The sequence below is a fragment of the Klebsiella sp. PL-2018 genome (genome assembly GCF_019048985.1).
Classification (GTDB): domain Bacteria; phylum Pseudomonadota; class Gammaproteobacteria; order Enterobacterales; family Enterobacteriaceae; genus Klebsiella; species Klebsiella michiganensis.
This window is the reverse complement of the sequence record NZ_CP077673.1, coordinates 1,904,499-1,918,366: the sequence shown is the minus strand read 5'-3', so window position 1 is coordinate 1,918,366 and position 13,868 is coordinate 1,904,499. Positions and strand designations below refer to the sequence as shown.

At 54.1% G+C, this 13,868-nt stretch carries 16 protein-coding genes; 2 read left to right on the top strand and 14 right to left on the bottom strand.

The window, feature by feature from the left end; genetic code table 11:
- Positions 1-25: 25 nt before the first annotated feature.
- The 10 genes from rlmC to MKleb_RS08860 all read right to left on the bottom strand — a co-directional run bounded on the left by rlmC (position 26) and on the right by MKleb_RS08860 (position 8,819).
- Positions 26-1,156, bottom strand: a complete 1,131-nt coding sequence (gene rlmC, locus MKleb_RS08905) for a 23S rRNA (uracil(747)-C(5))-methyltransferase RlmC (protein ID WP_025108022.1) — start codon at positions 1,154-1,156, stop codon at positions 26-28.
- 42 nt (positions 1,157-1,198) lie between these two features.
- Positions 1,199-1,687 carry a YbjO family protein gene (locus MKleb_RS08900; RefSeq protein WP_025108023.1) on the bottom strand — a complete coding sequence of 163 codons (489 nt, stop codon included), beginning with the start codon at positions 1,685-1,687 and terminating at the stop codon, positions 1,199-1,201.
- 57 nt (positions 1,688-1,744) lie between these two features.
- Entirely contained in the window at positions 1,745-2,590 is an 846-nt protein-coding gene (potI, locus tag MKleb_RS08895; RefSeq protein ID WP_004130847.1) for a putrescine ABC transporter permease PotI, read from the bottom strand.
- Positions 2,587-3,540: a putrescine ABC transporter permease PotH gene (potH, locus tag MKleb_RS08890; RefSeq protein WP_014228601.1), complete on the bottom strand. Its 954-nt coding sequence runs from the start codon at positions 3,538-3,540 to the stop codon at positions 2,587-2,589. Before potH ends, potI begins: the two co-directional genes overlap by 4 nt.
- Before the next feature lie 10 nt (positions 3,541-3,550).
- The gene (potG, locus tag MKleb_RS08885; RefSeq protein ID WP_004134592.1) at positions 3,551-4,684 is read right to left on the bottom strand and encodes a putrescine ABC transporter ATP-binding subunit PotG; all 1,134 of its coding nucleotides are present in this window, start codon (positions 4,682-4,684) and stop codon (positions 3,551-3,553) included.
- A 102-nt stretch (positions 4,685-4,786) separates the two neighbouring features.
- Complete coding sequence (gene potF, locus MKleb_RS08880) at positions 4,787-5,899, bottom strand: spermidine/putrescine ABC transporter substrate-binding protein PotF (protein WP_217076576.1); 1,113 nt, start codon at positions 5,897-5,899, stop codon at positions 4,787-4,789.
- A 348-nt stretch (positions 5,900-6,247) separates the two neighbouring features.
- Positions 6,248-6,727: a type III secretion system chaperone family protein gene (locus tag MKleb_RS08875; RefSeq protein ID WP_004849367.1), complete on the bottom strand. Its 480-nt coding sequence runs from the start codon at positions 6,725-6,727 to the stop codon at positions 6,248-6,250.
- 89 nt (positions 6,728-6,816) lie between these two features.
- Positions 6,817-7,719, bottom strand: a complete 903-nt coding sequence (rimK, locus tag MKleb_RS08870) for a 30S ribosomal protein S6--L-glutamate ligase (protein WP_009653278.1) — start codon at positions 7,717-7,719, stop codon at positions 6,817-6,819.
- 103 nt (positions 7,720-7,822) lie between these two features.
- Positions 7,823-8,545 (bottom strand): nitroreductase NfsA, encoded by a 723-nt coding sequence (gene nfsA / locus MKleb_RS08865; RefSeq protein ID WP_025108025.1) that lies wholly within the window; start codon positions 8,543-8,545, stop codon positions 7,823-7,825.
- A complete protein-coding gene (locus tag MKleb_RS08860) occupies positions 8,529-8,819 on the bottom strand; it encodes a YbjC family protein (RefSeq protein ID WP_025108026.1) in 291 nt (96 codons plus the stop codon). The genes nfsA and MKleb_RS08860 overlap by 17 nt, the downstream gene beginning before the upstream one ends.
- A gap of 204 nt (positions 8,820-9,023) precedes the next feature.
- Here MKleb_RS08860 and MKleb_RS08855 point away from each other — a divergent pair, with 204 nt between their 5' ends.
- A complete protein-coding gene (locus tag MKleb_RS08855) occupies positions 9,024-9,287 on the top strand; it encodes a GrxA family glutaredoxin (protein WP_004100567.1) in 264 nt (87 codons plus the stop codon).
- A gap of 6 nt (positions 9,288-9,293) precedes the next feature.
- Here the strand turns inward: MKleb_RS08855 and ybjM are convergent, their stop codons facing one another.
- The gene (gene ybjM / locus MKleb_RS08850; RefSeq protein WP_004849358.1) at positions 9,294-9,677 is read right to left on the bottom strand and encodes an inner membrane protein YbjM; all 384 of its coding nucleotides are present in this window, start codon (positions 9,675-9,677) and stop codon (positions 9,294-9,296) included.
- A 267-nt stretch (positions 9,678-9,944) separates the two neighbouring features.
- Here ybjM and MKleb_RS08845 point away from each other — a divergent pair, with 267 nt between their 5' ends.
- Positions 9,945-11,630: an aspartate:alanine antiporter gene (locus MKleb_RS08845; protein WP_004849356.1), complete on the top strand. Its 1,686-nt coding sequence runs from the start codon at positions 9,945-9,947 to the stop codon at positions 11,628-11,630.
- Positions 11,631-11,851: 221 nt separating this feature from the next.
- Here the strand turns inward: MKleb_RS08845 and MKleb_RS08840 are convergent, their stop codons facing one another.
- The 3 genes from MKleb_RS08840 to MKleb_RS08830 form a co-directional block, all read right to left on the bottom strand.
- Positions 11,852-12,070: an ogr/Delta-like zinc finger family protein gene (locus MKleb_RS08840; RefSeq protein WP_071998104.1), complete on the bottom strand. Its 219-nt coding sequence runs from the start codon at positions 12,068-12,070 to the stop codon at positions 11,852-11,854.
- 259 nt (positions 12,071-12,329) lie between these two features.
- A complete protein-coding gene (locus tag MKleb_RS08835) occupies positions 12,330-12,725 on the bottom strand; it encodes a hypothetical protein (protein ID WP_025108027.1) in 396 nt (131 codons plus the stop codon).
- 2 nt (positions 12,726-12,727) lie between these two features.
- A complete protein-coding gene (locus tag MKleb_RS08830; RefSeq protein ID WP_025108028.1) occupies positions 12,728-13,654 on the bottom strand; it encodes a ParA family protein in 927 nt (308 codons plus the stop codon).
- Positions 13,655-13,868: the final 214 nt, after the last annotated feature.

Here is a 13,868-nt window from a genome sequence, read left to right as displayed (position 1 = left end):
ACCGCCTGAAGAGTTCACATTTTGTTTATACTTCGCGAACCAGCAGGGTCAGCACCTCATAGTGGGCGGTATGGGGGAACATATCGAACAGCTGGACGCGCTCAATGCGATAACCGGCCAGGCGAGCGATATCTTTCGCCATCGTCCGGGCGTTGCAGCTGGAGTAGATAATAAAGCCTGGCGCCATACGGTTTAAATAGTCGCACAGGCCGTCGCCGATACCGCGACGCGGCGGATTCACCAGCACCAGATCGGGAATGTCGCCTTCGCCGGTCGCAAACTGCGTGGAATCGAGCGCCTGAAAATGCAGATTATGCAGCCCGAGCTGCGCCGCCGACTGCTTCGCGCAGGCGATCGCCTCCGGGGCAATTTCAATCCCGGTCAGGCGCATCTCAGGCGTTGCGCTGTGCAGACCAAAGCCGCCCACCCCGCAGAAGAGATCCCACATATGGTTGACCGGCAGCTGGCGCACCCAGTCGCGAGCGGTGGCATACAGGCGGCTGGCCACCGCCGGGTTGGTCTGAAAGAAGCTTTGCGGGCGGATCCACAGCGGCACGCCGTTGAAATTTTCCGCCAGCGCCTGCTGGTCGGTGAGGAAAATTTCCCGCTCTCCTTCCATGATGGCCATATGCACCGGCTGAATATTGGCGGTAATCACCTGCAGCTGCGGCAGCAGCGCCTGAAGCTCCGGCAGCGCGGCGCGCAGCTGGGCAAGCTTGGTCTCCGAACGCAGGACAAAGCGCAGCATCATACCGCCGTCGAGCCGGCTTTCGGTCAGCAGAATGTACTTCAGCTCTCCGCGCCTGCGGGCAACGTTATAGGGCGTGAGCCCGGCGCGGGCGATAAACGGCTTGAGCGCAGCGAAGACGGGCGCGAAGCTTTGCGGATAAAGCGGACAGTCGGTCAGGTCTTCCGGGGCGCCATCACGGTGCAGCATCCCCAGCAATGGGCGCTCCACGCTACCGCTGACCACCATTTTCGCTTTGTTGCGAAACCCGCTTTCCGGCCCGCAAACCGGTGCGCACCATTCAGCGGCGGGCGCATCGGCGAGAAGCGCGCGAAGATCGGCCATTTTATCGGCGAGCTGTTGGGATACCGGCAGTTCCAGCCACTGGCAGGAGCGGCAGCGGCCCGCGTCATAAAGTGCGCAATGCATAACAAGACCTTCAAAAAAACAGGGGCGGGGATTGTATCACCGTTACTGTAAACGGAAAAAGCGTCGGCACGGGGCCGGCACAAACAGCATCGCCAGCACCAGCAGATCCGGTAGTTTTTGCAGCATCAGGGAGCGAAAGATTTCGCGCTTCGATTCCCCTGCAATACTAAACAGCTCGGGATAACCGTAGCCCAATGAAGCGGCCCATAGATAGCCAATCACGATAATCTGCGTCAACAGGAACAGCCAACGCGCCCAGTTGCGCCCTTTTACCAGCGAAAACGCGCACCAGATTTCAATAAATACCAGCACCAGACTTGAGAGAAACACCAGGGTGAGCGCCCACGTCTGCACGCTGCGATGGACAAAATCCGCGATTCCCTGAACGCCAAGCTGGTTGAGGATCATCAGCAAATCCAGGCCGCGGATTAAAATAATGGCGAAGGCCGCCACCTGCACCAGCGCAGGAACGTTAAGACGAGCATGAGACGAACGCGTTTTAGTAAACAATCCCAACGTAAAGTCTTCCATGAAAACGGCGCCACAAATGCGGCGCCGATGTTAACTCTATTGCAGATTTTAGGTGGTTCAGCCGCTTCTTGCACGCTGGATATCGCGCACCCGCTGCTTTTCCGCGCGGGCCATCAAATACCAGGCGATAAAACCAACAATCCCGACCACGCCGAGGATTAACGTCGCCAGGGCGTTAATCTCCGGGTTGACCCCCATGCGCACGCTGGAGAAGACCAGCATCGGCAGCGTCGTCGCCCCCGGCCCGGAAACAAAGCTGGCAATAACCAGGTCGTCGAGCGACAACGTAAAGGCCAGCAGCCAACCGGAGACCACCGCCGGCATAATCATCGGCAGCGTAATGACGAAAAAGACCTTCAGCGGCGCGGCGCCCAGATCCATCGCCGCCTCTTCAATAGAGTGGTCCAGCTCACGCAGGCGCGATGAAATGACCACTGCGACGTACGCGGTACAGAAGGTCACGTGCGCCAGCCAGATGGTCAGCATGCCGCGATCCGACGGCCAGCCAATTGAATGCCCCAGCGCGACAAACAGCAGCAGCAGCGACAGGCCGGTAATCACATCGGGCATCACCAGCGGCGCGGTGATCATAAAAGCAAAGCCGTTTGAACCGCGGAAGCGGCCAAAACGCACCATCACCACTGCGGCAATGGTACCGAGGATCACCGCCGCAGTCGCGGCGCAGGCGGCAATGGTCAGACTTAAGCCTACCGCGCTCATCATCGCATCGTCATGAAACAGCTCGCGATACCAGCGCGTCGACCACCCCGCCCATACCGTCACCAGCTTTGAGCTGTTGAACGAGTAAATCACCAGCATCAGCATCGGGGCATACAGAAAGGTAAAGCCGAGCAGCAGAATCAAAATTCGCCACGGCGAACGGACTACCGGTAAATTATTCATCCGTGTTCCCCCACCTGTTTTTGCTGATGCTTGTGGAACCACATGATCGGTACGATCAGCAGCAACAGCATCACGATCGCCACCGCCGACGCCACCGGCCAGTCGCGGTTATTGAAAAACTCCTGCCACAGCACGCGGCCAATCATAATGCTGTCTGGCCCGCCCAGCAGTTCCGGGATAACGAACTCCCCGACTGCCGGAATAAACACCAGCATCGACCCGGCAATAATCCCGCCTTTGGTGAGGGGAACGATCACCTGGAAGAAGGTCTTCAGCGGCCGGGCCCCCAGATCCAGCGACGCCTCCACCAGCGAGTAATCGATACGCGTGAGGGCGGTATAGATCGGCAGCACCATAAACGGCAAGTAGGCGTAAACAATACCGATATAGACCGCCAGGTTGGTGTGCAGGATCTCCAGCGGCTGGTCGATGACCCCCAGCCACAGCAGGAAGTTGTTCAGCACGCCGTTGCTTTTCAGCAGCCCCATCCAGGCATAGACGCGGATCAGGAAGGAGGTCCATGACGGCAGGATCACCAGCAGCAGCAGAATATTTCGCGTCGATGGCTTACTGTGCGCCACCGCCCACGCCAGCGGATACCCCAACAGCAGGCAGCAGAACGTCGAGATCGCCGCCACCTGAAGCGATTGCAGATACGCTTCAAAATAGAGCGGATCGTCGGTGAGCTGCAGGAAATTCCCGAGATTCAGCGTTAACGTAAGCTGACCGTCGGCCCACTCCAGCAGGTCGGTATAGGGTGGGATCGCCCGCGCCATCTCCGCCAGGCTGATTTTAAAGACGATCAGGAACGGCAGCAGAAACAGCAGGATCAGCCACACGTAGGGCAGCGCAATGACCAGCTTGCGTCCGTGGGCCATCTGCAGCCGCGCCAGCCACAGCGCAAAACCGCCAGGTTTTTTTACGCCTGACGGGGGTTCTAATGTACTCATCGCCCTCTCCTTACACCGTCAACACGACGCAGCTATCGGCATCCCAGCACAAACGCACCTCATCACCCCAGGTGGGCGCCCCTTTACGGTAACGGTGTTCGTTTTGCAGCTGAGCGCTCAGCATCTGCCCGCTTTTCAGGCGCACATGGTAGATAGACAGGTCGCCGAGATAGGCAATATAGATAACCTCGCCCACCGCGAAGTTATAGCCATCCGCGGGCGGGTCTTCGCAGAGCATGATTTTTTCCGGGCGCAGGGCCACCCACACCGGCACGTTATCGACGACAGAGGCATCGGGATCGACCTTCAGCGGATGGGTCAGGCCCGGAGAGTCCAGCACCAGGCCATCTTCCTGCCGCTCTTTCACCAACCCTTCAAAGACGTTGACCGAGCCGATAAACTCCGCGCTGTAGCGGGTGGTCGGGTGCTCGTAGATTTCCTCCGGCTCGCCGATTTGCACGAACTTGCCGCGGTTCATAATGGCGATACGCCCCGCCATGGTCATCGCCTCTTCCTGATCGTGGGTCACCATCACGCAGGTAACGCCGACGCGCTCAAGGATATCGACCACTTCCAGCTGCATCCTGTCGCGCAGCTTCTTATCCAGCGCCCCCATTGGCTCATCAAGCAGCAGCAGTTTCGGTCTTTTCGCCAGGCTGCGGGCCAGGGCCACGCGCTGACGCTGGCCGCCAGAGAGCTGATGCGGTTTACGCTTTGCGAACTCCTGCATATGCACCAGCGCCAGCATCTCCTGCACCCGGCTGGTGATTTCGGCCTTGGGCAATTTGTCCTGCTTGAGGCCAAAGGCGATATTCTGCTCCACCGTCATATGGGGAAACAGCGCGTAGGACTGGAACATCATATTAATCGGCCGCTGATACGGCGGCACCCGCGCCAGATCGACGCCATCCAGGACAATCTGTCCGGCGGTAGGCTGTTCAAATCCCGCCAGCATGCGCAGCAGGGTTGACTTGCCGCAGCCGGATGCGCCCAGCAGGGCAAAAATTTCGCCTTTATAAATGGTGAGATTGACGTCATCGACGGCGTGCTGGCCATCGAAGGACTTGGTTAAATTACGGATTTCCAGCAGCGGGGTCAGCGCTTTGGGGGTTTTCGCCTGCGGGCGAGGAATCACATCATTCACGGGGTGTTCTCCGGCAGAAATCAAATCATGGTGCAGGCGCACCATCGCGGTGCGCCTGTTGCCGGCAGCGCGACGCTTATCCGGCCTACAACTCACGGAGAATTACTTACCGCTTTTCACCTTCGTCCACGCGCGAGTACGCACGCGGTCGATTTTCGGATCCTGGACTTTCAAGGTGAACAGCTTGGCGAAGACGTCAGCCGGCGGGTAAATGGCCGGATTATTGCGGATCGCTTCGCTGACCAGCGGAACAGAGGCTTTGTTGCCGTTAGCGTAATAGACATGATCGCTGATGTGGGCGATAACCTCCGGACGCATCAGATAGTTCAGGAACTGATAAGCCTCATCTTTGTTTTTCGCATCCGCCGGCATGGCGAAGACGTCGAAGAACGCCAGCGCGCCCTCTTTCGGAATATAGTAGGAAACATTCACCCCGTTTTTCGCTTCTTTCGCCCGGTTAGCCGCCTGCCATACGTCCCCCGCCCAGCCGATAGCGACGCAGATATCACCGTTCGCCAGGTCGTTGATGTACTGAGAGGAGTGGAAATAGCGAATATTCGGACGCAGCTTCAGCAGCAGATCGGTCGCCGGGCCGGTGTAGTCATCGGCTTTAGTACTGTTAGGATCTTTGCCGAGATAGTTCAGCACGGTAGCGAAAATCTCTTCCGGGGCATCCAGGAAGGAGACGCCGCAGCTTTTCAGCTTTTCCAGGTTTTCCGGCTTCATCACCAGATCCCAGCTGTCCAGCGGCGCATCTTTGCCCAGCACGGCTTTCACTTTATCGATGTTATAGCCTATGCCGGTTGTCGCCCACAGGTACGGGATCGCGTATTTATTGTCGGGGTCGTGCTTCGCAACCAGCTTCAATACTTCCGGGTCGAGATTTTTCCAGTTGGGAAGCTTACTTTTATCCAGCGGCTGGAATACCCCGGCCGCCAGCTGGCGTTCAAGGAAGCTTGCCGACGGTACCACCAGGTCAAAACCGGTGCTGCCCGCCATGAGCTTACCCTCCAGCACTTCGTTGGAGTCAAAGACGTCATACACCACTTTAATACCGGTCTCTTTTTCAAAATTCGCCACCGTATCCGGCGCAATATAATCAGACCAGTTATAAACATGCAGGTTTTTTTGTTCGGCTGCGAGCGAACCGGCAGAAACGGCCATCAGCGCACCCGTAACCAGACCTGTTAACCATTTTTTACCAAAGGCGGTCATATCTCTTATTCCTTCTCAATGCCCGTTAACAAGCGGGCTGAATATACGCACTTGTTCGCATGCAATAATCATGCATATTTTTTCATTGCCTAAGAAAAGGAGAGAGGACCTCTCCCGGAATGGTTGCCCGCAACTGGAAGCAGCGTCAGAATAACTGTAGCCAGAATAAGAGGCTATAGCCCAGGTAAAAAAACGGCTTTTATCAATTTTTTATGCAATAAGGGTCTATGTGATAAGCCGAAAGCGGCGGAATGGCGGTGAAAAATTCTTTTCCGAAAGGTTAATAGCAGAATAAAAGCATGTAATACGCAGCCGCTATGGCAGTGGCTGCGCTATTTTTCGACAGGCTTAGTGAAGAAAATGGTACTGAATATTCTCAGCCACCGGCTCTTCTTCCTCAGACTTATACAGCACCTGATTGGCGCTGGCTTCGAGGATGACCATCGATATCTGTTCTTCGCTCTGGCGGAAAAACCACGCGAACTGATCGATCGTCACGCCGACGCCTACGGTCAAGGCCTGGCACACCACCAGCTTCGGCAGATTATCATCCTGAATATCGAGGAAAGCTTTCACCGTCAACGAACTGGCGTTAATCGCAGAAAGATCGGCGGAGAGCGGCAGCAGCGCGGAGGGTTTCACCTCTGCCAGCGCGGAGAAAAGCACCACGTTATCCACCAGGTCAAGTTTGGCATCAAAAATGCCTTCGAAATTTTGCATATGCGGCAGGTGCAGTGCCTGGCAGGAATCACACTCAAAAAAGCTGATGCCCAATTCGTCGAGCCATTGACGTAACGTATCAAGACCCGGAACGACCAGTGAATCCATATGACCTGTGACCTCTTACTGTGAAAAATGCGACGCCATAGCTTACGCAAAAAAAGCGTCCTGTTCCATGACGGTGTCGTGAAAGGGAATTATCCGCCCATTTTCAGACAAAATCCGGGCGTGGCTTGTCGTTCGATCCAGGCGATCATTTTGCCGGCAATATCGACGCCGGTGGTGGTTTCAATTCCTTCCAGCCCAGGAGAAGCATTGACCTCCATCACCAGAGGACCGCGTGCGGCGCGCAGGATATCAACGCCGGCCACGTCCAGCCCGAGCGTTTGCGCGGCCTTGATGGCCATTTCACGCTCCTGCTCGCTGATATACGCCACCGACGCCACGCCGCCGCGATGCAGGTTAGAGCGAAAATCCCCCTCCTTCGCCCGCCGTTCAATCGCCGCCACCACTTCATTACCCACCACGAGGCAGCGCACGTCCCGCCCCTTCGCCTCGGCGATATACTCCTGCACCAGAATATGCGCATTCAGGCCGCGAAAAGCGTCGATGACGCTCTCTGCCGCCTGGCGCGTTTCGGCCAGCACGACGCCGATGCCCTGGGTACCCTCCACCAGCTTTACCACCAGCGGCGCGCCGCCAACCATGGCAATCAGGTCGCTGGTATCGTCTGGCGAATGGGCAATACCGGTGAGCGGCAGATCGATCCCCTGACGGGCCAGCAGCTGGAGCGAGCGCAGCTTGTCGCGGGCGCGGGTGATCGCCACCGATTCATTCAGCGGATAGCTGCCCAGCAGCTCAAACTGACGCAGCGCCGCGGTTCCATAGTAGGTGATCGCCGTGCCAATGCGCGGGATCACGGCGTCGAAATGCGGGAGCTGGCGACCTTTATAGTGAATCGACGAGGCCACCGGGCTGACGTTCATATAACAGGAAAGCGGATCGAGGATTTCCACCTGGTGTCCGCGTTTTTGCGCGGCTTCGCGCAGGCGTCGACATGAATAAAGCGTTCCATCCCGGGATAATATGGCAATTTTCACCCTGCACCTCTGCGAAAAGACCCGCTCTGGCGGGCCTCTGGTAGTCAATTAGCGCTGACCTGCGGAATTTCCTTGCGTCAGACCGAGGGCAGTTTACACGCAATCAGCGCGTAGCCCATCCCTGCTTATGCAGATATTGCAGAATAAACGGACGGCTCTCTTTAACAATAGTCCGACGGATATGGTCGCTCCAGGTATCGCGACGCGTATTGCTGCCGCGAGAGAGATAATACTGCGCTATCTGCTCGTCATATTCCGCAAGCACCGCGTCGTCCACCGGCTGATAGTGATTTTCATGCACCAGCATCGCCGACGGCATGCGCGGTTTCACCTCCGGGTTATCGTCCGGCCAGCCAAGGCACAGGCCAAACAGCGGCAGTACGTGCTGCGGGAGCTTCAACAGCTCGGTCACCGCATCAATATTGTTGCGCAGGCCACCAATATAGACGCCGCCGAGGCCAAGGGATTCCGCCGCCACCAGCGCATTCTGCGCCAGAATCGCGGTATCGACGCAGCCCAGCAGCAGCTGTTCGGCGAGGCCCAGCTGAGCGTCCGGGCAGATTTGCAGATTGCGATTGAAATCAGCGCAGAATACCCAAAATTCAGCGGCCTGCGCTACGTGCTGCTGGCCGCCGCTCAGCGGGACCAGCTGTTGGCGTATTTCCGGGTCGGTAACGCGAATAATTGAGGAGCATTGTAAAAAACTGGAGCTGGAAGCGCCCTGCGCGCTGGCAATAATCGCGGCGCGCTGTTCGTCGCTTATCGGCGCGTCGGTAAAATGGCGAATAGAACGGTGGCTACGCAGCAGCTCAATGGTCGGCGTCATCTCGTTTTTCTCTGTCAGGCAATGAAGAAGGTGGGGTTTTCGTTTGCGTCAACTGCGGGGCAATCACTTTCGCCACTCGCCACATTAACGCCACGGCGGCCGGAAGCATCAGCAGGATCCCCGCTAAGATCATCAGCAGCGCCGCCGTTGGGCTGGAAAACGGCGCGGGCAGGCTGACGTACTGGTTGAGCGAGAGCCAGGCCAGGGTCAACAGCACCATGCCGATAATCTCGACTACCAGAATGCTTTTTGGTAATGCAGCGGGCGATCGCATAACGCTCCTCCGGTCAAAATCATGCACGCTCCCGGGCAAAAACCGGTCGCGTATCAGGGGAGTATAGCGGTTTCATCAGCAGAATATTTACCAAACATAGCCTTAAGCCATCGAAGCAAAAGGCAGAACCTTCTTTCCCTCCTCGACATAACGCGGCATGATACGCGGCATTCGCCATCCGGCTGAGGTTTAAGGAGAAGGACTATGTTTACGGTAATTTTTGGTCGTCCAGGCTGCCCCTATTGCGTTCGCGCCAAAGAGCTGGCGGAAAAGCTGAGCAACGAGCGTGATGATTTTAACTATCGCTATATTGATATTCACGCAGAAGGCATCAGCAAAGCCGACCTGGAAAAAACCGTGGGTAAACCGGTTGAAACCGTACCGCAGATTTTTGTCGATCAGAAGCACATTGGCGGCTGCACTGACTTTGAAGCCTGGGCGAAAGAGAATCTCGGCCTGTTCGCCTGAGACGGCTCACTCCTCTGACGAGTGCCTGCGTCTGGTATCAAGCCAGGCGCAAATAAACAAAAAGCACAGCGCGCCCAGCGCGCACCAGAACACCGCGCTAAACAGCCACGCCAGTTCCTGCCAGAAAGAACGCTCGGTCACAAAGAAAAGCCGCATAACCACCAGACATACAGGTGCAGCCAGCATCGCGCCAATAAGCGGACGCAGTACCCGCTGCCCGGGAGAGAGGCAGCTTGCCGCCGCACCGGGGAGCAAAAAGAACAGCAGCCCGAGCTCAGGGTGACCAGTAGCCCGAAAGGCGCCTTTCATATGTAACAGTAGTGATAAACAAACCACGATAAATAGAAAGAACCCACAGATAATACCGGCCCAAGCACGCTCAGATTTCACGACATCCTCCTGATTTTGCCTCTAACCAACTTCCACTTCGCCCAGTCAGATAAAGATTCTGGCAATCCATGCCAATAAAAGATCCCGTCAATGTAAACACGATTGTTACTAGCCGCAGCCTCCAGGAAAGATTAAACTATCGACTATATTTTGCTGGTTATAACGGGATGCCAGAATAGCGTTCGGGACAACGCGAACACTGGACCAACCTTAGACCAAATAACCATTTCCTTCAACAACTTACTAGTAAATGAGAAGTTGGCTTTCGTGAATATAAACGTCGCAGATTTGTTAAACGGGAATTACATCCTGTTATTGTTCGTTGTGCTTGCATTAGGACTCTGCCTCGGGAAACTGCGTCTCGGGTCGGTACAACTTGGTAATTCCATTGGCGTTTTAGTGGTTTCCCTATTATTAGGGCAACAGCATTTCAGTATTAACACTGATGCCCTCAATCTCGGCTTTATGCTGTTTATTTTCTGCGTCGGCGTGGAAGCGGGGCCCAACTTTTTTTCTATTTTTTTTCGCGACGGCAAAAATTACCTGATGCTCGCGCTGGTGATGGTCGGCAGCGCGATGCTGATCGCCATGGGGCTGGGTAAGCTCTTCGGCTGGGATATCGGCCTGACGGCCGGGATGCTCGCCGGCGCCATGACCTCCACGCCCGTGCTGGTGGGCGCCGGGGATACGCTACGGCACTTCGGCATGCCCAGCGACCAGCTCGCCCTCTCGCTCGATCATCTGAGCCTCGGCTATGCGCTGACCTACCTGATTGGCCTGGTCAGCCTGATCGTCGGCGCCCGCTATATGCCGAAGCTGCAGCATCAGGATTTGCAGACCAGCGCCCAGCAAATCGCCCGCGAGCGCGGCCTCGATACCGACTCCCGGCGCAAGGTCTATCTGCCGGTGATCCGCGCCTACCGCGTCGGCCCGGAGCTGGTGGCGTGGGCTGATGGTAAAAACCTGCGCGAGCTGGGCATTTACCGCCAGACCGGCTGCTACATTGAGCGCATCCGCCGCAACGGCATTCTCGCGAACCCGGACGGCGATGCGGTGCTGCAGATGGGCGATGATATCGCCCTGGTGGGTTACCCGGATGCCCATGCCCGCCTCGACCCAAGCTTCCGTAACGGCAAAGAGGTCTTCGACCGCGATCTGCTCGATATGCGCATCGTCACCGAAGAGATCGTGGTCAAAAACCACAATGCCGTCGGCCGTCGCCTGGCGCAGCTGAAGCTGACCGATCACGGCTGCTTCTTAAACCGCGTTATCCGCAGCCAGATCGAAATGCCTATCGACGATAACGTGGTGCTCAACAAGGGCGATGTGCTGCAGGTCAGCGGCGACGCGCGTCGCGTTAAAACCGTCGCGGATCGTATCGGCTTTATCTCCATCCACAGCCAGGTGACCGACCTGCTCGCCTTCTGCGCCTTCTTTATCGTTGGCCTGATGATCGGCATGATCACCTTCCAGTTCAGCTCGTTCAGCTTCGGCATCGGTAACGCCGCCGGTCTGCTGTTTGCCGGCATTATGCTCGGTTTCCTGCGCGCCAACCATCCGACGTTTGGCTACATTCCGCAGGGGGCGCTGAATATGGTGAAGGAGTTCGGCCTGATGGTGTTTATGGCAGGCGTGGGGCTCAGCGCGGGCGCCGGCATAAATAACGGCCTCGGCGCCGTCGGCGGTCAGATGCTGGCGGCGGGCCTCATCGTCAGCCTGGTGCCGGTGGTTATCTGCTTCCTGTTCGGCGCGTACGTGCTGCGCATGAACCGGGCGATGCTCTTCGGCGCCATGATGGGGGCCCGTACCTGCGCGCCGGCGATGGAAATCATCAGCGATACCGCGCGCAGCAATATTCCTGCGCTGGGATACGCGGGGACCTACGCCATCGCTAACGTGTTGTTAACCCTGGCAGGTACGCTGATTGTCATCATCTGGCCGGGGCTACAGTGAATTTTTTAAGAAAAAAACGCGCATACGCAGAACTTTTTTTGCTGGCATCAGTCATAAGTAGTGCCACTGCTTTTCTTTGATGTCCCCATTTTGTGGAGCCCATCAACCCCGCCACTTAGGTTCAAGGTTGATGGGTTTTTTGTTGCCTGAATTTTACGGCCTTTAAAATCATTGAGTTACAAACCCTCTTTTTAAGTCATGGCGACAAAGTGGCGACAGCCTCAAAGAGCTAGCGCAGCCTGGCCTGAATTTGTGGGGTGAGGCTGCACAGGATGGGCCTCTTTAGGTGTAGAAATTGAGCGAACAAAAGTCTCATGCGTTACGAACGTATGGCTGCAGTTGATATTCTGGCACTGGTTGTAACGTTCTTTGGTCATTGAAGAGACTTGGAAACTGCTGCAAGTATGGGCTGCACTTCCACATAATGGGCAAATCATCATTTTACATCCCCGCCTTTTTTGCTGAAAGCGCAATAATGATACAATATTGTTTCATTTTGTGATTTTTAAGCTCTCTTTTGAAAACCTCAGTCCATTACTAAATCATCAATTTTCACTTCCAGCTCGATGCTGGTCGTAAATCCGCTATATTACCTCTTCAGAAACGACTGGAGGAATTAAATAGGTGGCTTGACGTAAATGTCATTAATTTTAGGAATTATGAATTATGACAAATAGCCGCCAAATTGGCGGCTATTGATTAGTTTTTATTCTGAATGGCATCAGAACGGAGTTTAGCACCTACTGTCGACTCAATAATATTATCTCTAATCTTCTCGAGTTTATCGCTTTTCATTACAGCAACCTCGACATGACGCGCGAATTTTTCAAACTCAGATTTAGTCTTTAGCTCACGCGACAAAAGCTCGTTACCTTGTTCTCTTGACTCGCACTGGTTAAGTAAATTAAGCAACTCGCTATAGCTAAAATCATCTACTGGACTTATCTTTGCACTAGTACCAATTCGTTTTTTAACTACCTTAAGGACAAATTGATACTCGCCTGAAATAATTTTTTCCAACTCCCCCTCATTGAGTTCAAGAACTGCATCTTGTAATTCACGAAATAGCACAGTTAAAATTTTAGCTTTACTCACTTTTACTCTCCAATCTTTTGAAGGAATTCATCAACAAAATCCTCAATCTCTCCAACAATAGAAGAGTGAGTTGAATGCGAGTAGCCAATTAATGCTACAGGAATTCCATCTCTAGGGGCATCAGCAAATATAGTTTTATTCTCCCTAAAAATAGCATCAAATACGGGGACACCCAGACGTCTTGTCTGCGCAATATATTGCCTTTGCGCAGCAATAGGTTGTTCTGAATGAATTTGAATCATAGTAAAAACCACTCCGAGGATTTCAGGAGCTACTCTTTCATAATCTTCATCTTTATCGGCATAGAAATTATAGTCTGTAACCAGAGAATCTACGCTTCTTTTTAAATAATCAATACCTAGAGTTGACAAATAATCAGGTTTTGCTGGTATTAAAATTTTATCTGATGCAATTAAAGCATTTTTTGTTACGATATTAAAGTTAGGTGGGCAATCAATTAAAACGACATCATAATTCATTTCATCAGCTAAGATTTTAAGTTCCTCTCTAAGTTTACCATGAACTTTAAGATATTTTTTTTGAGTTTGGCTAGGGCTAGCTCCTCCTAGAAGAGTCGCAAGTTCAAGATCAACATTTATCAACCCGAGGTGAGAAGAAATTAAATCTAAACATCCACCATTTCTACCAAATCTACTATTAACTGGTTCAGGTCGCACCCTTAAAGTCGAAAGAGGCATTGTTTGCTCTCCCTGACTAATACAATCAAACCAGTTTTTAATGGTCCTTTCATTTTTAAGATGGTCGTCCCAATAATCGGGAGCTAGAAACGAAAATGTCAGGCTTGCTTGAGCATCCATATCCAGAACTAAAACATTCTTTCCTCGGAATGCTAATTCAGCTGCTAAATTAGACGTAACTGTTGTTTTACCAACGCCACCTTTATAATTTATAACGGAAACTATTTGCATTATTATCATTATCCTTATGAGTTGTTAGGATTTACTGTGCTAGATTAAAATACCTCTTATTTTCATCAACTCAAGAGATTTTAACTCAACGCGTGCTCGTATCCCCGCCACGCCTGCCCGCATTGTGTAGTGGTTTTCATGCAGATGCATGACGGGCCGGAAAGCGAGCCAGTCCTGGCGGCCCCGACCCGTTGCGATCCTTTTTGGATCATGC

Coding starts and splice junctions, on each gene's coding strand:
- rlmC (WP_025108022.1), bottom strand. CDS start 1,156: ATGCATTGCGCACTTTATGACGCGGGCCGCTGCCGCTCCTGCCAGTGG.
- MKleb_RS08900 (WP_025108023.1), bottom strand. CDS start 1,687: ATGGAAGACTTTACGTTGGGATTGTTTACTAAAACGCGTTCGTCTCAT.
- potI (WP_004130847.1), bottom strand. CDS start 2,590: ATGAATAATTTACCGGTAGTCCGTTCGCCGTGGCGAATTTTGATTCTG.
- potH (WP_014228601.1), bottom strand. CDS start 3,540: ATGAGTACATTAGAACCCCCGTCAGGCGTAAAAAAACCTGGCGGTTTT.
- potF (WP_217076576.1), bottom strand. CDS start 5,899: ATGACCGCCTTTGGTAAAAAATGGTTAACAGGTCTGGTTACGGGTGCG.
- MKleb_RS08875 (WP_004849367.1), bottom strand. CDS start 6,727: ATGGATTCACTGGTCGTTCCGGGTCTTGATACGTTACGTCAATGGCTC.
- nfsA (WP_025108025.1), bottom strand. CDS start 8,545: ATGACGCCGACCATTGAGCTGCTGCGTAGCCACCGTTCTATTCGCCAT.
- MKleb_RS08860 (WP_025108026.1), bottom strand. CDS start 8,819: ATGCGATCGCCCGCTGCATTACCAAAAAGCATTCTGGTAGTCGAGATT.
- MKleb_RS08855 (WP_004100567.1), top strand. CDS start 9,024: ATGTTTACGGTAATTTTTGGTCGTCCAGGCTGCCCCTATTGCGTTCGC.
- MKleb_RS08840 (WP_071998104.1), bottom strand. CDS start 12,070: ATGATGATTTGCCCATTATGTGGAAGTGCAGCCCATACTTGCAGCAGT.
- MKleb_RS08830 (WP_025108028.1), bottom strand. CDS start 13,654: ATGCAAATAGTTTCCGTTATAAATTATAAAGGTGGCGTTGGTAAAACA.